Below are 22,482 nucleotides of genomic sequence, written 5' to 3' on the forward strand. Positions count from 1 at the left end.
CACCTCCGCTGTCAGACGTTTCGCCATGACGAACGTGCGTCCGGCCCGTGCCGCACCGGTCGCCGGTCGGGTCCGTAGGGGACGCGGTCCGGCGTAGCTCCAGCTTGCCGGGTGCGCCGACGTCGGTCGACCGTGCTGCCATCTTCGCACGCGAATCCGCGGGATCGCCCCGAGTCGCGGTAGGTCCACCCGCCCTGACACGGCGATCGTGACCCGGTCGCACCGCACCCGCCATGACGTCCGGGCCTGGCGCGCAACATCTTCGGCGGCGATCCCACCCCGCGCAGGTCGCCGACACGCCCACCCGGCCTCCCACCGTCGTCCGGACTCGAGTGCTAAGACCGAATCACCAACCGATCTCGTCAGGAGGTCCCATGCGCGCGACCTGCCCAGCCTGCGAATCCGCGGTAGACCACTGCCACGGCACCCTCATCGTCCACGCCACCCGCGTCCTCGAATGCACCGACGACGACTGCGTAGCCTTCGACCACGCCCGCCACACCTTCATCGTCGACTGCGCCGACGTAGCGGGCGGCTGCGCCTGCACAACGGACTCGACCCCCACCCGCCGCCGAGCCTGACCGCCCCTGGATCAATCGATTCCGTCGTCCAGGTCCTGCCAGGTGGCATAGGTATCGAAAGGCACTACGGTCTCGATGGCCACGGAGCTGCTCCCAGACACGGCTCGGCCGATCCACGTTTGGCTCGGCCCTCCAGCAGCGCGCGTTCGATGTTGCGCGCGATCGCGTTGTGATCGCGTGAGGCCGACTCGCAGTGAACGATCATCCCGTCCTTGATCTCGACGTCGCGCGACATCTCCTCGGGCATGGCCAGGTAGTCGTCCATGTCTACCGGCAGGATGTAGGTCTTCGGCGAAGACCAGTCGAACAGTTCCGACATGTGACCGTCCTTCAGGCTGGTAGTCGCAGGAATCGTAGGTCAGTCCGCACGTCCCGGCCCGTGGCGGGCGGAGAGCCGGTAGGTAGCTCCCCGTACGCTGGCCGGGTGAACTACGACCACGTGTTGTTGCCGTCCGGTGTCGCTGCGAACCTCGCCGAGGTGGAGGCGTATCTGGTCGGGCAGCAGGGGGTGAACGAGGCCGAGGTGGTCGCCGAGATGGCGGCCGAGATCAACGAGGCGAATCTGGAGCTGCCGGAGGAGGACAGCTTTCTCAGCGGTGAGTCGGTGGGTGGGGCGGCGAACGGGTCGGTGCTGCACGTGGCGTGCCCGTACGACGCGATCGGCTACGTGCGGCAGCTGCTGTTCGATATCGCGACGCCGCGCGACTACGCGATCTACGATCCGCAGCTGGCCTGGCTGATCGACCCTGCGGGGCACGTGCCGGTCACCGTCACCCACGGCGGCGCGGGCGCGTTCCCGTACCTGACCAAAACCCTTGTGGACCAGTGGATTCCTGAGCTCGCGCCGCCGAACCCCTACCTGATCGTGGAGCGGGGCGACCACGACTACATCCAGACCTACCGGGGCAAGCCCGGCGAGTACACCGTCGAATACCGCGACGGCGGTCCGGAACGACACTACGGCGCCACCCTCGCGGACCCCGCCGCGGTCGCCAACCTGATCTGGGCCTGGACAACCGGCGAACGGGAGGAGCTGGCGCGGATCCCGTGGACCCGCGTGGAGTTCTGACTCCTACTGGTTCTGCACGGCGAGCCGCCCGGCGAGCGCCACGAACGAGGCGCCGAACACCCGCCGCATCCACGTCACCACGACCGGCCGCGCGATGACGTACGTGCGCACCGCCGCCGCGCACGCGCCGTATCCCGCGAACACCACGAAGGTGGCCAGCATGAAGATCCCGCTCAGCTCGAGCATGCGGGCCAGCGCGTTCGGCGCGCCCGCGGGCACGAACTGGGGCAGGAACGCGAAGAAGAAGATGGTCAGCTTCGGGTTCAGGATGTTGAGCAGCACCGCCGAGGTGATCACCTGGCGAGCTCGCGGCGCGGCCCGTTCCGTTCCGGCGTCCGGGATGGCGAGAGCGCCCTTGTCCCGCAAGGTGTTCCACGCCATGTAGAGCAGGTAGGCGACGCCGAGGTACTTCAGCGTCTGGAAGGCGACGGCGCTGGTGTTCAACAGCGCGGCGAGACCGGTCACCGCCGCGATCATGTGCGGGATGATGCCGAGGGTGCAGCCGAAGGCCGCGACGACGCTGGCGCGCACGCCGCGCGAGAGTCCGGCCGCGAGGGTGAACAGGACGCCGGTACCGGGCGTGGCGACGATGACGAGCGTCGTCAGCAGAAACTCGATGCTCATCCCCCGCACAGTAATCAGAGTGCGCGGCCGGGCGAAAGCCTTTCGCGGACCACGCACCGCCGGAGCCGAATGCGGAGGTACGCCCAAAGGGCGCAGCCGGACCGCACACAAGCCTTACTCTTACAACGCGCGCCTGCCGGAAAGCGCTCGCCCGAGGGTCAATTCGTCGGCGAACTCCAGATCGCCGCCCATCGGCAGGCCGGAGGCCAACCGCGTCACCGCGAGCCCCGGGAAATCGCGCAGCATCCGCACCAGGTAGGTGGCCGTCGCCTCACCCTCGGTGTTCGGGTCGGTCGCGATGATCACCTCGCTGACGTCGACGCCGTCCTCTTGATTGCCGATGCGCGTCAACAGTTCCCGTATCCGCAGCTGATCCGGCCCGATGCCGCTGAGCGGATCGAGGGCACCGCCGAGCACGTGGTAACGGCCACGGAACTCACGGGTGCGCTCGATCGCCTGGACGTCCTTGGGCTCCTCGACCACGCAGATCATGCTGCGGTCGCGGCGCGGGTCGGCGCAGATCCGGCACAGCTCGCCGTCGGAGACGGTGCCGCACACCACGCAGAACTGCACGCCGTCGCGCACCTTCTGCAGCGCGGCCTGCAACCGGTCGATCTCCGGCGGCTCCACCTGGAGCAGGTGAAACGCGATGCGCTGCGCGCTCTTCGGACCGACGCCGGGCAGCTTGCCCAGCTCGTCGATCAGATCCTGTACCGGACCCTCGTACAACCGTCCCGTCCTCGATCAGAAATCCGGCAGCCCGGGCAGCGAACCGCCGCCGAGTCCGCCGGAAAGCGGGCCGAGGCGCTCGGCCGCCAGCCGCTGCGCGTTGCTCATCGCGTCGTTGACCGCACCGATCACCAGATCCTGCAGGCTCTCGACGTCCTCGGGGTCGACCACCTTCGGGTCGATGGTCAGCGAGACCACCTCGCCCGTCGCCTTGATCCGCACCTGGACGAGACCGCCGCCGGCCTGTCCGTCCACCTCGGAGGCCGCGATCTCGGCCTGTGCTTCCATCACCGCCTGCTGCATCTGCTGTGCCTGGGCGAGTAACTGCTGCATGTCGAACTGACCACCGGGCTGCACTGCTCGTCCTCTCTCAGGGGAGATTGTCACGGTTCAGACTAGTCCTCCCGGATATACCCAGACAGTCAACCCCGACCCACCTAACCTGGACCTGGGTCGGTTACCGGTTCGGTGAATTCTGGAGACAGTAATGAACACAAGCCGAGTACTCCTCGTGGGCGCCCTGGCACTTTCGGTGCTCTGCGCTCCGGCGGCCACCGCGGATTCCGATGTGCAGCCTGCGGATTCCGACGTCGTCCCCGCGGCGTCCGACTACGGCGGCGGGTGCGTGCTGTATCCCGACGACAAGGCGGCCACCCTGGATTCGCTGCGGCTGCGCTGCTCGCCCGAGCAGCAGGACGCGATCTTCCACGACGCGCCGCAAGGCGCGGTCCCGATGGGCGTCAAGGACGGCTGGGTGATCCGGCCGAACTACGCCCAGGGCATCACAACCGGTCTGTGGCTCGGCAAGAACTTCTACACCGGTCCCGACGGCGGCTGGCTGCTGAATCGCCTGACCAGATGGGACATGGAGGGCTGGAAGGCCGACGTGTACCGCGCGCCCGCGTTGCTGGACGGCCGCCCGGCTTGGGCGCTGGACTACGCCCCGTCGCCGACGCCGCCCGTCTACGACGAGATCCGCGAGGTGACCCCCGGCGTGTGGTTCGGCTACTCGTGGTGGCGCGGCGCGGTGCAGAACACCCTGCTGTTGACCTTCGCATTGGCGTGAGCGAACGGAGTGAGCGAACCATGTGCCAGCCTGCCTCCGGCATCCGCAGCCGAGCGTCAGCGAGGCGGGGGCGTGACAGGGTCGCTTGACTCTCCAGTCGCTGGAGGGTGTTCGCTGAACGCATGACCGCGACCGTCTCGATCGGTGAGTTCGCCAGGCTGACCTACCTCAGCGTCAAAACGCTGCGGTACTACCACGACATCGAACTGCTCGAGCCGGTCGAGGTGGACCCGGCCTCGGGTTATCGGCGCTACTCGACCGAGCAGGTGGCGCAGGCCCATCTGATCCGGCGGCTGCGCCGCCTCGACATGCCGCTGCCCGAGATCAAGTCCGTACTCGCCGCGCCGGACATCACCTCCAGGGACAGCGCGCTGCGTGCGCATCTGGAACGCATGGAGGCGGAATTGCAGCGGACCCGGGCGGTGGTGGCGTCGCTGCGTTCGCTGCTGACCGAGCCCGCGCCGATCGCGGTGAGTTACCGCTCGATCCCGGCGTTTCCGGCGCTGGCCCTCATCGACTTCGTCGAGCGCGACGGTATCGATTCCTGGTGCGGCCGTGCGTTCACGCTGCTCTACGAGACCTTGGCCGCGGCGGGCGTCGAGCCCGCGGGAGTCAGCGGCGCCACCTACTCGCCGGAGTTCTTCGAGAACGACGCGGGCGAGGTGGTGGCCTTCGTGCCGATCCCGTCCCGCGAGGCCATCGAACCTCCCGCGGGACTCGTGGTCGTCGAACTGCCCGCACGTCGCTTCGCCATCGCCGTCCACAGCGGCGCCTTCGAGGACTTCGACCGCACCTACGGCGCGCTGGGCAGCCACGTCGCCGAACACGACACCGCGCTGACGGAGCCGGTGCGTGAGCTCTACCTGGTGGCCCCGAACGACACCGACGACCCGAACGAATACCGGACCGAAGTCTGCTGGCCCATCGGCGGGCTCCGAGAAAAGGAGTGAACGACCATGACGTTGTCCATCGCCCACGTCACCTTCGACTGCGAGAACGCCGCGGCGCTCGCCGGATTCTGGGCGGAGCTGCTCGATCAGCGCGTCGACGAAGGAGCCAGTGAGTTCTTCGCGACGGTGGGACGGGAGTCCGGGCTCGCGCCGGTGCTGATGTTCATCAAAGTGCCCGACAAGACGCCGGGCAAGAACGTAGCGCACCTGGACCTGCACGCGGCCGATTGGCGCGAGCACATCGAGCGCGCCATCACCTTGGGCGCCAAGCACATCGGCGATTTCGAGGAGTACGGCGGGCAGTGGACCACACTGGCCGACCCGGAGGGCAACCTCTTCGACATCGGCAAGGCTTGATCGTCGGCCAAGTCCGCACACGACAGCGCGGCCGGACCCCTTCGGGTTTCCGGCCGCGCCGCTACTCGATTCGCTTCGCGCTCAGGCCAGTTCGCGCTTCAAGTTCTCCAGCACCTCGGCCTGGATCTTCTTCAGGCCCAGCGGCGCGAAGATGCCCTCGAAGATGCCGGAGATGCCGCCCGCGCCCTTCCACGTGGTGCGCAGCGTGACCTGGGCGCCAGCGCCCTCCGGCGTCACGGTCCAGGTGTTCACCATGGTGGAGTTCGAATCACGCTCGGTGACAATCGAATCCGCCACCGAGACGACGGCGTGCACGTTGCGCGTGCGCTTCTCGGTGGCCTGCAGGGTCCACTCGGCGACGGTGCCCGCGCCCTTGCCGCCCTCGACCACCTTGTAGTCGCGGTAGTGCGGCGAGAGAATGCGCGGACGCACCGTCTCGTAGTCGGCGATGGCCTCGAGCGCGCGCTTCGGATCCGCGTCGACGGTGATCGAACTGCTGGCGCTGACCTGTCCCACAATGAGCTCCTTGTCCGGATGCGGTGTCTCGACCGCCCCCTATCCTGCCCTGCGCCCGCGCGTGCGTGGCGTCCAGGCTCACGTTGTCCCACCGCGTGTTCGGCCGGGCCCCTGCCACGTCGAACACCGAGTATTCCCGATGCAACATTCCCGTGACATTTCTCCCGGCTCGAGCATTTCTCGGTGGTCGAAGATCACGGTGCGTACTAGCGTCGAGGGGTGGCAGTGAGTCTGTTGGGGAAGGCCGGTCACAGTCCGGCCGCACGCGAATCAGGGTTTGCCGCGCACCGAGCGGGTGTGGATCGCCTTCTGGCGAGTTACCGCGCCATACCCGCGGACGCCAACGTGCGGCTGGCGAAGAAGACGTCCAATCTGTTCCGGGCCAGGGCAAAGAACACCGCACCCGGCCTGGACGTTTCGGGTCTCACCAAGGTCGTCGCGGTGGATGCCGACGCGCGGACCGCCGACGTGGCGGGCATGACCACCTACGAGGACCTGGTGGCCGCGACCCTGCCGTACGGGCTGGCGCCGCTGGTGGTTCCGCAGCTCAAGACGATCACCCTCGGCGGCGCGGTGACCGGCCTCGGCATCGAGTCCACCTCGTTCCGCAACGGCCTCCCGCACGAGTCGGTGCTGGAGATGGACGTGCTGACCGGGGCGGGCGAACTGATCACCGCCCGGCCGGAGGGCGAGCACGCGGAGCTGTTCCGCGGGTTTCCCAATTCCTACGGCACGCTGGGATACACCGTCCGGCTGAAGATCGAGCTCGAGCCCGTTCCGCCCTACGTCGCGCTGCGCCACGTGCGGTTCCGCGACCTGCGGGAACTGGAGGCCGCGATCACCCGGATCGTGAACGAGAAGTCCTACGACGGCGAGCGGGTCGACTACCTCGACGGCGTCGTGTTCACCGCCGAGGAGAGCTACCTGACCCTCGGCAGGCAGACCGACGAGCCCGGTCCGGTCAGCGATTACACCGGGATGGACATCTACTACCGCTCCATCCAGCACGACGGCGCGCGGCCCAAGCGCGATCGCCTGACCATCCACGACTACCTGTGGCGCTGGGACACCGACTGGTTCTGGTGCTCGCGCGCCTTCGGCACGCAGAACCCGAGGATCCGCCGGTTCTGGCCGAAGCGCTATCGGCGCAGCAGCTTCTATTGGAAGCTGGTCGCCCTCGACCACAAATACGACATCGGCGACAAATTGGAAGCCCGCAAAGGCAACCCGCCGCGCGAGCGGGTGGTACAGGACATCGAGGTCCCGGTGGAGCGCACCGCGGATTTCGTCGAATGGTTCCTGCGCGAGATTCCCATCGAGCCGATCTGGCTGTGCCCGCTGCGCTTGCGGGAGACGGGCGCGCCTGCCGCGACCGGACGTCCCTGGCCGCTGTACCCGATCGAGCCGAACCGCACCTATGTCAACGTGGGGTTCTGGTCGGCCGTGCCCACCGTTCCCGGGCAGCCGAAGGGCGCGGCCAACCGCGCCATCGAGCGCACCGTGACCGAGTTCGACGGGCACAAATCGCTGTACTCGGACGCCTTCTACGACGAGGACGAGTTCGCGGCGCTGTACGGCGGCGAGACCTACACCGAACTGAAGAAACGCTACGACCCGGACCAGCGCTTGCTGGATTTGTATTCGAAGGCGGTGCAACGGAAATGACGACATTCAAGGACCGTTCCGACGTGTTCGCGGACCTGGGAACCAAGCTGAGCATTGCCGAGATCTTCGAGACCCTCGTCGACGGCGAGGTCCCGATTCGCCTGACCGCCTACGACGGCAGCGCGACCGGGCCGGAGGATTCGGACTACACCCTCGACATCAAGACGCCACGCGGCATCAACTACCTGGCCACCGCGCCCGGCGATCTCGGCATGGCGCGCGCCTACATCGCGGGCGACATGACCGCCACCGGCGTGCACCCCGGCGACCCGTACGACGTCCTGAAGGCGATGCAGGACTTGAAATTCCGCCGTCCGTCGGCGCTCGCGCTGGTCACCATCGCGCGCTCGCTGGGCTGGGAACGGCTCAAGCCGGTCGCGCCGCCGCCGCAGGAGACGCTGCCGCGCTGGCGCCGGATCGCGTTCGAGGGTCTGCGCCACTCCAAGACCCGCGACGCGGAAGCCATCCACCACCACTACGACGTCTCGAACACCTTCTACGAGTACGTCCTGGGTCCCTCGATGACCTACACCTGCGCGACCTACGGCGACGAGAACTGGACGCTGGAGCAGGCACAGGAGAACAAGTACCGCCTCGTCTTCGACAAGCTGCGCCTGAAGGAAGGCGACCGGCTGCTCGACATCGGCTGTGGCTGGGGCGGCATGGTGCGCTACGCGGCGAGGCGCGGCGTCGAGGTCATCGGCGCCACCCTCTCGGCGGAGCAGGCCGAGTGGGCACAGCGGAAGATCGCCGAGGAAGGTCTCTCGGATCTGGCCGAGGTGCGGCATTCCGACTACCGCGACGTGCCCGAAGGCGAGTTCGACGCCGTGTCCTCGATCGGTCTCACCGAGCACATCGGCGTGCACAACTACCCGTTCTACTTCGAGTTCATCAAGAGCAAGCTGCGCGACGGCGGCCTGTTCCTGAACCACTGCATCACCCGCCCGGACAACACCCGCACCACGAAGGCGGGCGATTTCATCGACCGGTACGTGTTCCCGGACGGCGAGCTGATCGGCTCCGGTCGCATCATCTCCGAGATCCAGAACATCGGGCTCGAGGTGCTGCACGAGGAGAACCTGCGCGAGCACTACGCGCTGACCCTGCACGAATGGTGCAAGAACCTGGTCACCAACTGGGACGCCTGCGTCGCGGAGGTCGGCGAGGGCACCGCCAAGGTCTGGGGCCTCTACATGGCGGGCTGCCGACTCGGGTTCCAGCGCAACGTGGTTCAGCTGCACCAGGTGCTCGGCGTCAAGCTACCCCCCAACGGCGCGTGGACGGTCCCGCTTCGCCCCTGGTGGGAGGCCTGAGCTGACGCTGCCCGCCCTTCAGTCCAGGAGCTGCTCCAGGAAAAGGGCGGGTAGCGCCGCATCCTCGAGCTGCTCGGGGGCGGTGTGCATTTCGGAGCGCAGCACGCGCAGGATGGCGACCACGCCGGGGCCCGCGTCCAGGAGCGGGCGGGTCCAGCCCAGTTCGGCGCAGGTGGCGGCGGCGGGGAGCAGCAGGCCGGTGGCCTCGCCGACCCAGCCGGACGCGGCGAGGCATTCGGCGAGCAGCAGCGCGGTGTCCAATTCCGCTCGGGGACGGTCCTGTTCGAGCATCCGGCCGTGCAGGGCGCGGGCGCGGCGCACCGCCGTGTCGTCCGAGCGCAGCGGCTTATGCGCGAGCAGGCCGCGAATGCCCGCGATCTCCTCGGCCTCGGCGGTGAGCGCGGCGGAACCGACCAACCGGTGATGGACAACGCCGAGCGCTTCGGCATGCCCGTCGCCGTGCGCCAGGTACTCCACGGGTAGACCGAGCCGCAGCCGTTCGGCGCGGATGTGCGCGGCGAGCCGGACCAGGCGCTGTTCGGCGGCCACCCGGTCGCCCTCGTCCAGCCGGGCCGCGGCGGTCGCCAGATCGCCGAGCACCGCTTTGACCCGCGCGCCGGTGACGTACGTCGAGATCAGGAAGTCGACCGTCCCGATCCGGGTGACCAGCTGGTGACTCTCGTCGAACAGCCGGTCGGCGACATCGAGATCGCCTCGGCGGTAGTTCAATTCGCCGAGCAGCGCCGAGGCCACCCGCACCGCGTGCGATCGCGGACCCGAGCGGAGCCGCGCCGTCTCCCACGCCTGCTGGAAGCACTGCATCGCCGTAGCGATGTCGAGCTGCTCGTAAGCCGCCGCGCCCTGGCCGCAGAGCCCGAACACCACGCCGAGCGGGTCCTTCGAGCTGGCGTGGTACGGGGTCGCCCACTCCTGGATGCTGCGGGCGCCGTCGAAATCGAATTGGCACAGCCGCACGAACGAGGTCAGGTTCGCCGCGGTGGAGACCGTCCACGCGGGCAGCTCGTCGGGGCGCTCGAGGCAGTCCGCGACGCGGTCGAGCACGCCCTCGGTGTGATCGCGCGCGATCTGGTCGGCGGCGGCGAGCACTGCGGCTTCGCACCGCTGCTGGATCACGTCGGCGTCACCGGACGAGCCGCGCGCGAGCATGTTCGACAGCCTGCCGAGCGCGCTGCGCGCCGCGCTGGACTGTTGCAGGTTCACGTTGGCCCGCGCCACCGCCATCAGCAGTTTGGACCGCGAAGCCACTTGTTGCACCGGCAGTTTCGACACCGTGCCGAGCAGGGTGGCCAGCCGGGCGGTGTCGATCAGATCCATGCCGCCGCCCTCGACCAGATCCAGCGCCATCTTCAAATCCGTCGCGGCCAGCGCGTGGTCGACCGACTTACGCAACAGCTGGTGTTCGGCATACCAGCGGGAAGCCTTGCGGTGCAACGCCTTCAGCCTCCCTGGCTGAGTGCGTTCCAGCCGAGCGCGCAGATGCTCGGCGAACAGCGGCTGTATCCGGTACCACTCCGGGTCGTGCTCGATGCGCCGCAGGAACAGCTCGCGCTGCTCGGCTTGGGCGAGCAGTAGCTCGGCCTCGCTGTCGTCGGACAGGGCGGCGGCCAGCGACGCCGACACGCGCTCGGTCACCGAGATCGAGCTGAGGAAGTCGAGCATCCGCGGTTCGAGCGCGTCGAGCACGTTCTCGGCGAGGTATTCCCGAATGCCGTGACTACCTTCGGAAAGCGTCGCGATCAGCTGTTCCGGGTCGATGTTGCCGCGCAGTGAGAGGCTGATCAACTGGATGGCGGCGGGCCAGCCGTCGGTCGCCTCGTGGATCTGCTCCACCTGAGCCTCGGTGAGCTCGAAACCGTTGCGATCCACCAAGATCTGCTTGGTCTCGGCCACGGTGAGCCGCAGCGCCGCGGACCCGATCTCGACCAGTTCGTCGTGCACCCGCATCCGGCTGGTCGGCAAGCCGGACTGCTCCCTGCTGGTCACCACGAAGCGCAGGTGGTGGCAGCCGTTGTCGAGCAACGCCTCCATCGCGCGGTGCGTGCCGGGATCGGTGATGCGGTGCCAGTCCTCGACCACCACCACGATGGTCTCCCCGCCCTCGTGGATCTCGTTGATCAGAGTGGTGAGGGCGTAGGGCACCGCGTCGCCCGCGCGTTCCTCCAGCGTCTGGTCGAGTCCGGCGCCGATGTCGGGCCGCACCCGGTGGATGGCCTGGATGAGGTGGGCGAGAAACCAGATCTCGTTGTCGTCGTCGCGGTCGATGCCGATCCACGCGACTGGTACCCCGCCGCCGCTCAACTCCGCGCGCCACTGCGCGGCGACCGTGCTCTTGCCGAATCCCGCGGGCGCGTGCAGCACCGCGAGCCTGCGTCGCCCGCCCGCACGCAGGATGTCCAGCAGGCGGGGTCGAGGCACCGGATCGCGAGCCGGGGTCGGTGGGTGGAATTTCGTGGCCGCGGTGGGCGGCAGGGTGGTCGAGCCGCCCGGGTGCTGCGAGACGGCGGGGCGCAACGTCAGCGGCCAGCTGCGCCGGGTCACCGCCGGACGGGTGCGCGTGGACGGGTGCGCTTCCACCACCGGACGCGTGCTGTCGAATTCCTCGAGCAACACGGTGGGCTCGAGCAGCGCCATCTCGTCGGGCAGCTGGCCGTGTTCCACCTGCACCGAGCGCAGCAGTGTGCCGAACTCGTACGCCGACTCCGGTCGATCGGCCGGATCGGGCGCCATGGCCCGTTCGATCGCGTCGGCCACATCGGGCGGGATGTCCTGCTCGCGCAGATCCGGCACCGGCTGGCTGGTGATCCGCAGGAACTGCGCCACCACCCGCTCCCCCGCCTGCCGCTCGAAGGCGGCGTGACCGGTGAGCAGGGCGAACAGCGTGGCCCCGAGCCCGTAGATGTCGGAGCGGACGGTCGGCTCCTCGCCCTTGAGCACCTCCGGCGCGGTGAACGCGGGCGAACCGGTGATCAGGCTGCTGGAGGTGCGAAAGCCGCCGGGAATCCTGGCGATGCCGAAATCGGTGAGCTGCGGTTCGCCGTAGCCGCTGAGCAGCACGTTGGCCGGTTTGACGTCGCGGTGCAGGATCCTGGCGCGGTGCGCGCTCTCGATCGCGCCCGCCAGTTTGACGCCTGCCCGCAGTGAATCCGCCCAGGTGAGCGGGCCTTGCTCGCGGATGAGCTGCTCGAGCGAGCCGTGTGTGCAGTACGGCATCACGATGATCGGCATCCCGCTGGCGGTGACGTCGACCTGCAGGATGTCGACGATATTGGGGTGGCCGGAGAGCCTGCCCATGGCCTGCTCCTCGCGCAGGAAGCGTTCGCGGCTCTCGATGTCGATCTCGGAGGAGAGCACCTTGACCGCGACGACCCGTTCCAGCGCGACTTGCAGGCAGCGGTACACCACGCCGAAGCCACCCCTGCCGATCTCGACAGCGCCGGAAAGCCCCATCGCCTCGAGCTCGTCGGCGATGCCGGCCAGCTCGGGGCGTGGTGTATCGCGCTGGGTATCGACGCCGCGCTGCGTATCCATGCCGCGCGTATTCGAATCGGCCGGGGCCGGTTCGGGACTCATCTTGCCCGAACCCCTCTGTGGATTCACGTGACCACCTCGAATGCACATCGAATCGGCGTCACCGGCGATCGTGGGACACACCGACATCGGGCACCGGGGCCGACCTGGTGTCCGAATTGTCTGCGCATACTCCAACGTAGCGCGGTGCGGGGCCGGTTGGGTGGAGATTGCCGCAGTGTCGTCCCGACCTGTGATGGGCCCGTCGGCAGCATTCGGCGATGGATCGGGCGCCGGGCTTGTAGGCTCTTTCTTCGTCGAAGACTTCTCTTCACTGGAGAAGTGATCGAGCCGGAGGTGCCGATGGAGCAATCGGAGACGAGCACGGTCTATCGCCGCTATCTGAGCGCGCTGATGGCGCACGGACAGGCCGGAGCGCGGGCCGTGGATCTCGGCGCCACCGATCTCTACGCACTCAACATCCTGGAACTCGGCGGCCCGATGACGCCAGGGGAACTCGGCGCGCGCGCCGGACTCACCACCGGGCCGACAACCCGGCTGGTCGACCGTTTGGAAGAGGCCGGGTACGTGCGGCGGGTCCCGGTTCCGGGCGACCGGCGCAAGATCACCGTCAAACTGGTCGAAACGCCCGCGGAACTGGATCGCGTGCTGGCCCCCGCCCGGCGGCGCGTCGGCGAGATCATCGCCGGATACGCGCCCGAGCAGCGCGAGCTGCTGTTCGACTATTTCTGCAAAGCCGCCGACGCGTATTTCGAAGCGACAGAAGAACTCCGCGCCGACTGAGCTCGGTTTTTCGAAAGCTCAGCGCACCGCGAGCGCGACGATCTGGGTGACCTGGTTCTCGGCGAAGTTGTCGTCGCTGACCAGCACCAGCGTCCGCTCGCCGGACGGCAGCCGCGGTCCCCAGGTCATGCCCTCGATGTTGTCGATGTCCGGAAGGCCGACGTCGTCCAGGTCGACGAGCAGTCGTTTGGCGACCGGGCGCGCGTCGCCCAGCGCAGCGTCGAGCACGTTGGTCGCGCCCGCGATGTCGGCCTCGTACACGCGGATCTTGTTGCCGACGCCGTCCACGAACGCGCGCTCGAGCACCAGGAACTTCGTCGGATCGAGCGGGTCGGCGGCCAAGATCGAGGCGACGCCGTTGCCGCCGCGCCCCGGCTCGGGCCGCGACTCGGCGAACACCGGCTCCATCGGGTACGCGTACTGCGCGAGCAGCGGCCCGGACCGTGCCCGCACGGTGATGCGCGAGATCGCGCCGGAGGTCACTGTCGCCTCGGGTCCGTCTTGGAGCAGCGGCCCCTCGACGGCCGTGACGAACAGCGCGCCGCCCGCGGCGAAGGTGGCGGCCTCCAGCACCGCGTTGCGGCGCGGCCCGGAATCCGGCCGCATCCGCTCGTTGTCCGGGATCGGCAGTTCGGCCACGAACGTCCCGTCCGGCCGCGCGACGCGCACGGCGGGGTCGGCGAGCACGTCGCCCGCGCGCTCACCCTCCTGAGTCCAGAAGTAGTCACCGGTCCACGGATCGACCCGGATCTCCTCGGGATCAACGGATTTCGGCGGATAGAAGCCGCCGTCCGCAGTGCGCAGCGGCCGGGTCCCGGTGAATGTCACCGGTCCGACCCCGTTCGCGTCGACCGGGAAGCGGGCGGTGTAACTACGGGCCGGTGCGCGTTCCGAGCGGTCGTCGCTGATCAGCAGGTACTCGCCCGTGGCGGGCAGATAGTCGATGCCGGAAAGCCCGCCGACGACAGTGCCGTGAAAGTCCATGCCGTGCGGCAGGATTCGCTGACCCAGCAGCCGCACGTTCGGCTCGGCCTGCGCTACGGGCAGCGCGACGGCGGAGGCCGCGAGGACGAGAAGGAATCCGATCATGCTGCGCACGAGCCACACGGTATCGGCACTCGCGAACTGCGCGGTGAACTCCATCGGAAATCCGGCCCGGAGACGGCGAAAGCCCGCCACCGCGAAAAGCGATGGCGGGCTTCGCCGTTGCGTGACTACCTACGCGGCGTCGTTACTTCCGCAGCGAGGCGGGAACCTCGAAGCGGTCGCCGTACTTGGCCTTCAGCTCGTCGGCGCGAGCCACGAAGGCCTCCTGGCCGCCCGGGTAACCGACGATGAACTGGTGCACACCACCGGTCCAGGCCGGGTAGCCGATGCCGAAGATCGAGCCGATGTTGGCGTCGGCGGTGGTCTCGAGCACACCCTCGTCGAAGCACTTCTGGGTCTCGATCGCCTCGATGAACAGCATGCGGTCGATGAGGTCCTGGAGCGGCACGTTGAAGTCGGTGACCGACTTGAAGTGCTCACGCAGGCCGCCCCACAGGCCGGTCCGCTTGCCGTTCTCGTCGTACTCGTAGAAGCCGGCCTTCTCCAGGCGACCCGGACGACCCTCGTTCACCATGTACTCGATGACGTCGATGGCCGGGTGCCGCTTCTTGCCCATGGTGGCGTCACCGCGGGCGATGGCCTCTTCGGTCTCTTTGGCGATCTTCAGCATGAGCTTCATGTTCAGCTCGTCCGACAGCTGCAGCGGCGCGGCCGGGTAGCCCGCCTGCGAGCCGGCCTGCTCGATGGTCGAGGGGTCGATGCCCTCGCCCAGCATGGCGATCGCCTCGTTGACGAAGGTGCCGATCACGCGCGAGGTGAAGAAGCCGCGGCTGTCGTTGACGACGATCGGGGTCTTCTTGATCGCGAGGGTGTAGTCGAACACCCGGGCCAGCGCCTCGTCCGAGGTCTTCTCACCCTTGATGATCTCCACCAGCGGCATCTTGTCGACCGGCGAGAAGAAGTGGATGCCGATGAAGTCCTCCTGGCGCTTCACGCCGGTCGCGAGACCGGTGATCGGCAGGGTGGAGGTGTTCGAGCCGAGCAGCGCGTCCGCGTCGACGATGTCCTCGATCTCCTGGAACACCTTGTGCTTGAGCTCGGTGTTCTCGAAGACGGCCTCGATCACGAAGTCGACGCCGGCGAAGTCGGCCGCGTCGGCGGACGGCTTGATCCGGTCGAGCAGCGCCTTGGACTTCTCCTCGGTGGTCTTGCCACGGGAGAGGGCCTTGGCCTCGATCTTCTCGGAGTAGTTCTTGCCGCGCTCGGCCGCCTCGATGGTGACGTCCTTCAGCACGACCTCGTAGCCGGCCTTGGCGGAGACGTACGCGATGCCCGCGCCCATCATGCCCGCGCCGAGCACGCCGATCTTCTTGATGTCCTTCTTCGGCACGTCATTCGGACGCGAACCGCCGTTGTTGATCGACTGCAGGTCGAAGAAGAACGCCTGGATCATGTTCTTCGCGACGGGGCCGGTCAGCAGGTGGACGAAGTAACGCGACTCGATCAGCGAGGCGTTGTCGATGTCGACCTGCGCGCCCTCGACCGCGGCGGCCATGATGGCGCGCGGGGCGGGCATGTTGGTGCCCTTGAGCTGCTTACGCAGGTTGGCCGGGAACGCGGGCAGGTTCGCCGCGAAGGCCGGGGTGGACGGGGTGCCACCGGGGATCTTGTAGCCCTTCTTGTCCCAGGGCTGCACGCCGCCCTCGGGGTTGGCCTTGATCCACGCCTTGGCGGCCGGGACCAGCTCCTCGATCGAGCCGACGACCTCGTTGATCAGGCCGATTTCCTTGGCCTTGCCCGGGCGGTACTTCTGGCCCTGCAGCAGCACCTGCATGAGCGCGCCCTGGAGGCCGAGCATGCGCACGGTGCGGGTGACACCGCCACCGGCGGGCAGCAGGCCCAGGCTGACCTCGGGCAGGCCCAGCTGCACACCCGGCACGTCGGCCGCGATGCGGTAGTGGGTCGCGAGGGTGATCTCCAGGCCGCCGCCGAGCGCGGCGCCGTTGATCGCGGACACGACCGGCTTGCCGAGCAGCTCGAGGCGACGCAGCGCGCCCTTGATGGTGCCCAGCTCGTCCATGAGGGCCTGGCCGTCTTCCGGGCCGACCTTCATCATGTTCTTCAGGTCGCCGCCGGCGAAGAAGGTCTTCTTCGCGGAGGTCAGCACCACGCCGGTGATGCTGTCCTTCTCGGCCTCGAGCCGGTCGACGGTCGCGGTCATCGACGTCTTGTACAGCTCGTTCATCGTGTTGGCGCCCTGGTTCGGGTCGTCCATCGTCAGCACGACGATGCCGTCCGAATCCTGCTCCCAACCGATCATGTTGGTCTCGCTCACAGCTCTGTGTCTCCTTGGTAAATGCTGTCGGTTGGGGTCAGACCCGCTCGATGATGGTCGCGACGCCCATGCCGCCGCCGATGCACAGGGTGATCAGCGCGTAGCGGCCGTTGCGGCGCTCCAGCTCGTCGACCATGGTGCCGGTGATCATCGCGCCGGTGGCGCCCAGCGGGTGGCCCATCGCGATGGCGCCGCCGTTGACGTTCAGCTTCTCGTCCGGGATGTTCAGGTCCTTCTGGAACTTCAGCACCACGGAGGCGAACGCCTCGTTGATCTCGACCAGGTCGATGTCGTCCAGGGTCAGACCCGCCTTGGCCAGCGCCTTGTTGGCGGCCGGGGTGGGACCGGTCAGCATGATGGTGGAGTCGGCGCCACTGGTGGCGGTCGCGACGACGCGCGCACGCGGGGTCAGGCCCGAAGCCTTGCCGGCCTCCTCGGAGCCGATCAGCACCAGCGCGGCGCCGTCGACGATGCCCGAGCTGTTGCCGCCGTGGTGCACGTGGTTGATCTTCTCCACGAAGTGGAACTTCTGCAGCGCCACCGCGTCGAAGCCACCCATCTCGCCGATCACGGCGAAGGAGGGGTTCAGCTTGGCGAGGTCCTCGGCGGTGGTGCCGGGGCGCATGTGCTCGTCGCGGTCCAGCACGACGAGGCCGTTCTGGTCCTTGACCGGAACGATGGACTTGGCGAAGTAGCCGCCGGTGGTGGCCTTGGCGGCCAGGTCCTGCGAGCGCACGGCGTAGGCGTCGACGTCGTCGCGGCTGAAGCCCTCGATGGTGGCGATCAGGTCGGCGGAGACGCCCTGCGGGACGAAGTAGGAGTCGTAGTTGGTGGCCGGGTCGAGGGCCCAGGCGCCACCGTCGGAGCCCATGGCGACGCGCGACATCGACTCGACGCCACCGGCGATGACCAGGTCGTCGAAGCCGGAGCGCACCTTCTGGGCGGCGATGTTGACGGCCTCGAGGCCGGAGGCACAGAAGCGGTTCAGCTGGACGCCGCCGACGGTGTCGGGCAGGCCGGCCACGGTCACCGCGGTGCGCGCGATGTCCATGCCCTGGTCGCCGACCGGGCTGACGACACCCAGGACGACGTCGGAGATCCGGTCCTCGTCGAGGTTCGGGAAGCGGTTGCGCAGCTCCTGGATCAGACCAACAGTCAGGTCGATCGGCTTGACCGAGTGCAGCGAACCGTTCTTCTTGCCGCGGCCGCGCGGAGTGCGGATGGCCTCGTAAATGTAGGCCTCTGTGGTCATATCGGAGTGTTCCTTCCTTGGGGTGCGCCTGCACCGCGTTGTGCGGCACGGCCGCGGGTAACCTCGCCGACCGGCCATGAGACCGACCGTCCGTATTCAGTTTGCCGTGCTCCCGAGGCCCAGCGTGGTGACGCGAGGTTCCGTCTCCGGGCCCGTCGCTCGCACCGCATAACGCTGTACAAAACTTGGCAAGCACCTGCGGACGCACGTTCCGGACACGCCCGTACGCCTGGGCATACCATAGAACGCCGCCACACCGGAGCTCACGGCCACCCGTTCATACTACCGTCGTGTGCGAACTCCGGTTAACTTAACGTGCTCGAGGCGGTGGTTGTCAACCATCCAGCCGTGTGGCACCCAGCTCACTCCTGAGCAATTCCAGGGCGACCTCGTCGGGGTCGTGGCGAGCCTCGGGAGCCACCGGTTCGGCGGCCTGGGCCAGCATTTCCTGCTCCTCTTCCGGAGTCGACGGGCCGGGCACTCCGCCCGAGCCGTAACCCGTGCCGCCGGAGGTCGATTCGTAGTCGCCGGGATCCGGCGGCGGGTAGTCGCCGGGACCGGGATCGTCCGGTAGGTCGGGATAGTCGGGCGGCGGGATATCGTCGTCGCCGGACCGCGGTGCCGCGGCGGGCCGCTGCTGCCGGGCGGGCGCGTCACCCGCGGCGTTCGCCCTGGTCTGGCTGGGTCGGGAGAACCGAGGCGGGCCGCCCTCACCGCGTCCCGCCGGATTGCCCGAACCGCGTCCGGCCGCCTGCCCGCCTCCCCGTGCGCGACTCGCCTGCTGCGCAGCGGCACGCGGCGCCGCGCCGCCCGCCTCCCACCGGATCTCGTGGTCGCCGCCGAGCACGGCGCGCACCGCCGACCGCACGGCCTCGACATTGCGCGGATCCGACAGTCGCTGCGCCAGCGGCGCGTGCTGATGGGCGAACACGATGACCGCGCCGTCGACCCGCGCCACCGAGGCACCGGACAGCAACGCCTGCACCGTCGGCCCGAACTCCCGAACCTTGGCCCGGATCTCCGTCCATGCCCCTTCCACGGCCCTCAGCAGCTCGTCCCCCTGCGCGCCCGCGGGTTCGTCCGGCAACGCCGCGACCATCGATTCGGCGCTCGCGGCGGTGTGCGCACCCGCCGCGTCGTCGGCGCGACGGCCCGCCACCGATTCCCCGGACACTTGACCATAATCGGACGTAGCATCCGTAATCGCTTGCGGCGCTTCATATCCCGCGCGATCGGCGGGACCCGTCGCGGCGCCACGCGGAGTCGCGGGCCGGTCGGCCGAACGGCCCGCCTCGGCCGCGGCGTCACCGGGCGCGACCGCCGCGCCCGCATGGTTCGCGGACCGCCCCGTCGGCGCCTCCACGTAGCCCTCGGCATCCCGAGGAGCGGCGGGCCGCCCCGGCCGAGGTTCCGCGCCGCCCGGCCTCGCATGACCCGCGCTTCGGCCGTCGGCGGGGCCATCACTCGGCGCAGGCTGGCGTGTTGGTGCGTCGTCGGCCTCGACGACCCGAGAAACCGACTGGGCTGCCTGGGCATCGGTGTCGCCCGGGATGGTGCTGGGCGCGACCGAAGCGCCTACGTCGCCGCGCACAAGCGGCCCGGATTCGGCGGAAGCACCGGCAGCGGCGGCGTCCGCACCGACGACGTCCCGTTGAGCGAGGGACGCATCCGCCGAGCCCTCGGCTTGCCCGGCCGGGCGATCGTCGGACCGCCGCGCCGGACGATCCGCATCGCTGAGCCCGGACCGATCCACCGCCGCGCCGCGCTCCTCGACCGGTCCGCCGCCTGAGGTGGGCGCATTCGTGTAGCCCTCGACGGGTACGGAACCGCCGGGGTGTCCTGACCGAGCACCGGCATCGTCATCGGCCGAGCCCGGCGCGGAGTGAACCGTCGTCTGCTGGGCGATGGGCGCACTCACGCCACTTTCGCCGCCGCCCGGTCCGGAGTCGGCTCCGCGCGTCTTGTTCTCGCGCAGCGCGGCGAGCGCCTCCGCACCACGACGACGCGGGGGTTCGCCCGGTGCGCGGGCAGGCGCGGGAGCGGAAACGGGCCCTGCGTCGGCGGCGGAGGCAGCGGTCGAGGCAGCGGGCGGGAGTGGCGCGACGACTCCGCCCGCGAAACCGCGCTCGAGTCGTTCCAGGCGCTGGAGGGTGGCGGATTCGGTGTCGGAGACCGAGGGCAGCAGCATGCGGGCGCAGACGACCTCGAGCAGCAGCCGCGGCGCTGTCGCTCCGCGCATCTCGCCGAGACCCTCGTGCAGCAGTTCGGCGTAGCGGGTGAGGGTGCCGGGGCCGATGCGCTGGGCTTGGTCGCGCATGCGGTCGAGCACGTCACCGGGGCCGGAGACCAGGCCGCGGTCGGCGGCGTCGGGCACCGCGCGCAACAGGATCAGGTCACGGAAGCGCTCGAGCAGGTCGACGGCGAAACGGCGCGGATCGTGCCCGGCCTCCATGACGCTGTCCACGGTGCCGAACAGCGCGGCGCCATCGCCCGCGGCGAGCGCCTCCACCGCGTCGTCGATGAGCGCGACATCGGTGACGCCGAGCAGCGCGACCGCGCGGTTGTAGGTGACGCCCTCCGGCCCGGCGCCAGCGAGCAGCTGGTCGAGCACGCTGAGGCTGTCGCGCGGTGAGCCGCCGCCCGCGCGAATCACCAACGGGTACACCGCTTCCTCGACCGGAACGTCTTCCTGCTCGCAGATCCTGCCGAGCAGGCCGCGCATCGTCGCGGGCGGCAGCAGCCGGAACGGGTAGTGGTGGGTGCGCGAGCGAATGGTCGGCAGCACCTTGTCGGGCTCGGTGGTGGCGAAGATGAAGATCAGGTGGGCGGGCGGCTCCTCGACGATCTTGAGCAGCGCGTTGAAGCCCGCGGTGGTGACCATGTGCGCCTCGTCGACGATGAAGACGCGGTACCGGGATTCGGCCGGTGCGTAGAAGGCGCGGTCGCGCAGCTCGCGGGTGTCGTCGACGCCGCCGTGGCTCGCGGCGTCGAGTTCGATGACATCGAGATTGCCGGGCCCGCCCGGTCCGAGCGCGACGCAGGACGGGCAGACGCCGCACGGCCGCGAGGTCGGACCCTCCACGCAGTTCAGCGAGCGCGCCAGGATGCGCGCCGACGAGGTCTTGCCACAGCCCCGGGGACCGGAGAACAGATAGGCATGACTGATCCGTCCGGTGTCGAGCGCGATGCTCAGCGGGTCGGTGACGTGCTCCTGACCCACCACCTCAGCGAACGTTGCCGGTCGGTACTTCCGGTACAGAGCCACGGCCAGAGGTTACCGGCGACCACCGACAAAGCGGGCGGCGACCGGGGGGTCACGACCGACAGCCCGCCACGGACCTTCGCACCCGCACGCGCAGTGTCGCAAAACCCGGCAAATTGTGAGATAGATCACAGAATTCTCCGGGACTTCTTCCGCCGCTTCGTTCCTCTCACGAATTAGCAACTCGACAGCAATCTTGAAACCGCAGACCGTCCACCGAGGTACGTAACCGTCCGTTCAACTTTCAGCCAGCGGAAATACATACTCACGCCCCGGTTTATCGAAATTTTACGGAGGTAACGAATAAGTCAACCCGGGTGACAGTTACCCCTGGCGCTGGCTACGGTGGCTATTGGCAACTTCGGTAGCCAAACCTTCATCAGGTTGGTGACCCCGGCCGGTCCCTCATCCCGACCGGGGCACAACCTGGCAATCTCCCGGCCCCAGGGCGACATCGCCGAACTCCCACCGCGTATATCGGAGGAACGTTCCCCGTGCCGTCGTGTGACGACATCGCCGCCGCCTGGCTCTCGAATACCGACTTCGCGGACGATCGAGCCGCCGTCGGACTGCTCAGCCGTGCGATCAGCCCCCAGGATTTCGCGCTCAAACGCGATTCGCTGCCGGTGGCGGCCGCCGCCGATCCGTGCACCGCCTCGGCCATCCTGGAACTGCTCGAACGCGGCCAAGTGCCGACCATGGCCGCGATCCGCACCCTCACCGCGCAGAACGAGATGCGCCGCGAGGCCGAGCGCATCGAGCGACTCGGCCGCCGCGCCCAGCGCAGCATCGACGACTTCGGTCGCGTGCTCGCCCGCCTCGCGCACGAACACTGGACGACGCACGGCACCGGCCCGACCCGCCGCGACATCCTTTCCTCGGAGCCGGTGACGACGCTGATCAGGGAGCGCATCGGCGTGATCGCGCCCAACGCGGTCAAACATCTGTGGCTGATCGAACGCGCCCAGCGCGCCGGCTGGATCGCGTCCAACGCGAATCCGCAATCCCTGTGCGCGGCAAGGCGTTTCCACGCGGCCAAGTACGGCAACCGGGTCTCGCTGCGGCCGGTCAACGCGATCGGGACGCTGGTCACCGGATATCTCGCCGAGCATCTCGACGAGCACGGCCGCCCGCCGCGCTGGTCCAACCTCGCGCGCGACCTGCGCGACGATCGCGGGCGGCGCGTCTTCCACGACACCGCCGACGCGCGGGCGCAGGAACTGTGGCTCACCACCGCCGAATGGGTCGCCGTCGAGGACGATCTGCCACTCCCCGGCCGCCGCGGCAGGCGTGCGCTGACCCGCAAGAACCGCGGCTGAGAGGCGATTCCCAGCACGCTGGCGAATTGCCACGCGGCGTCGATTCACCGTCTCGGCCCCTCGAC

Annotated in this window: 19 protein-coding genes; 9 read left to right on the top strand and 10 right to left on the bottom strand. The window is 68.7% G+C overall.

The genetic code is table 11. From position 1 onward, the window contains the following. Positions 1 to 374: 374 nt before the first annotated feature. On the top strand, positions 375 to 581 hold the full coding sequence (locus ABZV58_RS00375; RefSeq protein ID WP_354998030.1) for a hypothetical protein: 207 nt from the start codon (positions 375 to 377) through the stop codon (positions 579 to 581). Positions 582 to 645: 64 nt separating this feature from the next. Here the strand turns inward: ABZV58_RS00375 and ABZV58_RS00380 are convergent, their stop codons facing one another. Beyond that, entirely contained in the window at positions 646 to 900 is a 255-nt protein-coding gene (locus ABZV58_RS00380) for a hypothetical protein (RefSeq protein ID WP_354998031.1), read from the bottom strand. A 105-nt stretch (positions 901 to 1,005) separates the two neighbouring features. Here ABZV58_RS00380 and ABZV58_RS00385 point away from each other — a divergent pair, with 105 nt between their 5' ends. Then, the gene (locus ABZV58_RS00385) at positions 1,006 to 1,650 is read left to right on the top strand and encodes a hypothetical protein (RefSeq protein ID WP_354998032.1); all 645 of its coding nucleotides are present in this window, start codon (positions 1,006 to 1,008) and stop codon (positions 1,648 to 1,650) included. Positions 1,651 to 1,653: 3 nt separating this feature from the next. Here ABZV58_RS00385 and ABZV58_RS00390 read toward each other — a convergent pair whose 3' ends face one another. From ABZV58_RS00390 to ABZV58_RS00400, 3 genes are all read right to left on the bottom strand, one after another. Beyond that, a complete protein-coding gene (locus ABZV58_RS00390) occupies positions 1,654 to 2,274 on the bottom strand; it encodes a LysE family translocator (protein WP_354998033.1) in 621 nt (206 codons plus the stop codon). Positions 2,275 to 2,394: 120 nt separating this feature from the next. Next, positions 2,395 to 3,003, bottom strand: a complete 609-nt coding sequence (gene recR, locus ABZV58_RS00395; RefSeq protein ID WP_354998034.1) for a recombination mediator RecR — start codon at positions 3,001 to 3,003, stop codon at positions 2,395 to 2,397. Positions 3,004 to 3,018: 15 nt separating this feature from the next. Further along, positions 3,019 to 3,360, bottom strand: coding sequence for a YbaB/EbfC family nucleoid-associated protein (locus ABZV58_RS00400; RefSeq protein WP_354998035.1), 342 nt, complete (start codon positions 3,358 to 3,360; stop codon positions 3,019 to 3,021). A gap of 130 nt (positions 3,361 to 3,490) precedes the next feature. Here ABZV58_RS00400 and ABZV58_RS00405 point away from each other — a divergent pair, with 130 nt between their 5' ends. From ABZV58_RS00405 to ABZV58_RS00415, 3 genes are all read left to right on the top strand, one after another. Then, a complete protein-coding gene (locus tag ABZV58_RS00405) occupies positions 3,491 to 4,069 on the top strand; it encodes a hypothetical protein (RefSeq protein ID WP_354998036.1) in 579 nt (192 codons plus the stop codon). Between the two features lie 122 nt (positions 4,070 to 4,191). Beyond that, complete coding sequence (locus ABZV58_RS00410) at positions 4,192 to 5,019, top strand: MerR family transcriptional regulator (RefSeq protein WP_354998037.1); 828 nt, start codon at positions 4,192 to 4,194, stop codon at positions 5,017 to 5,019. Positions 5,020 to 5,025: 6 nt separating this feature from the next. Next, the gene (locus ABZV58_RS00415; RefSeq protein ID WP_354998038.1) at positions 5,026 to 5,376 is read left to right on the top strand and encodes a VOC family protein; all 351 of its coding nucleotides are present in this window, start codon (positions 5,026 to 5,028) and stop codon (positions 5,374 to 5,376) included. An 81-nt stretch (positions 5,377 to 5,457) separates the two neighbouring features. Here ABZV58_RS00415 and ABZV58_RS00420 read toward each other — a convergent pair whose 3' ends face one another. Then, complete coding sequence (locus ABZV58_RS00420; RefSeq protein ID WP_354998039.1) at positions 5,458 to 5,892, bottom strand: SRPBCC family protein; 435 nt, start codon at positions 5,890 to 5,892, stop codon at positions 5,458 to 5,460. Positions 5,893 to 6,117: 225 nt separating this feature from the next. Here ABZV58_RS00420 and ABZV58_RS00425 point away from each other — a divergent pair, with 225 nt between their 5' ends. Together ABZV58_RS00425 and ABZV58_RS00430 are read left to right on the top strand one after the other, a co-directional pair. Beyond that, entirely contained in the window at positions 6,118 to 7,557 is a 1,440-nt protein-coding gene (locus ABZV58_RS00425; RefSeq protein ID WP_354998982.1) for an FAD-binding oxidoreductase, read from the top strand. Continuing rightward, positions 7,554 to 8,870, top strand: coding sequence for a class I SAM-dependent methyltransferase (locus ABZV58_RS00430; protein WP_354998040.1), 1,317 nt, complete (start codon positions 7,554 to 7,556; stop codon positions 8,868 to 8,870). The genes ABZV58_RS00425 and ABZV58_RS00430 overlap by 4 nt, the downstream gene beginning before the upstream one ends. Positions 8,871 to 8,888: 18 nt before the next feature. Here ABZV58_RS00430 and ABZV58_RS00435 read toward each other — a convergent pair whose 3' ends face one another. Next, entirely contained in the window at positions 8,889 to 12,488 is a 3,600-nt protein-coding gene (locus ABZV58_RS00435; protein ID WP_354998041.1) for a protein kinase, read from the bottom strand. A 252-nt stretch (positions 12,489 to 12,740) separates the two neighbouring features. On the opposite strand from ABZV58_RS00435, the gene ABZV58_RS00440 reads away from it, so the two are divergent. Then, complete coding sequence (locus tag ABZV58_RS00440) at positions 12,741 to 13,202, top strand: MarR family transcriptional regulator (RefSeq protein ID WP_354998042.1); 462 nt, start codon at positions 12,741 to 12,743, stop codon at positions 13,200 to 13,202. 18 nt (positions 13,203 to 13,220) lie between these two features. Here ABZV58_RS00440 and ABZV58_RS00445 read toward each other — a convergent pair whose 3' ends face one another. The 4 genes from ABZV58_RS00445 to ABZV58_RS00460 form a co-directional block, all read right to left on the bottom strand. Then, positions 13,221 to 14,291 (bottom strand): esterase-like activity of phytase family protein, encoded by a 1,071-nt coding sequence (locus ABZV58_RS00445; RefSeq protein ID WP_354998983.1) that lies wholly within the window; start codon positions 14,289 to 14,291, stop codon positions 13,221 to 13,223. Positions 14,292 to 14,433: 142 nt separating this feature from the next. Further along, positions 14,434 to 16,584, bottom strand: a complete 2,151-nt coding sequence (locus ABZV58_RS00450) for a 3-hydroxyacyl-CoA dehydrogenase NAD-binding domain-containing protein (RefSeq protein ID WP_354998043.1) — start codon at positions 16,582 to 16,584, stop codon at positions 14,434 to 14,436. 37 nt (positions 16,585 to 16,621) lie between these two features. Further along, positions 16,622 to 17,836 (bottom strand): acetyl-CoA C-acetyltransferase, encoded by a 1,215-nt coding sequence (locus ABZV58_RS00455; RefSeq protein ID WP_354998044.1) that lies wholly within the window; start codon positions 17,834 to 17,836, stop codon positions 16,622 to 16,624. Between the two features lie 334 nt (positions 17,837 to 18,170). Next, positions 18,171 to 21,101: a DNA polymerase III subunit gamma and tau gene (locus ABZV58_RS00460; RefSeq protein WP_354998045.1), complete on the bottom strand. Its 2,931-nt coding sequence runs from the start codon at positions 21,099 to 21,101 to the stop codon at positions 18,171 to 18,173. 491 nt (positions 21,102 to 21,592) lie between these two features. Between ABZV58_RS00460 and ABZV58_RS00465 the strand changes: the two genes are divergently transcribed. Then, positions 21,593 to 22,417 carry a hypothetical protein gene (locus ABZV58_RS00465; RefSeq protein ID WP_354998046.1) on the top strand — a complete coding sequence of 275 codons (825 nt, stop codon included), beginning with the start codon at positions 21,593 to 21,595 and terminating at the stop codon, positions 22,415 to 22,417. Positions 22,418 to 22,482: the final 65 nt, after the last annotated feature.

The sequence above is a fragment of the Nocardia sp. NPDC004654 genome, from assembly GCF_040609595.1.
Classification (GTDB): domain Bacteria; phylum Actinomycetota; class Actinomycetes; order Mycobacteriales; family Mycobacteriaceae; genus Nocardia.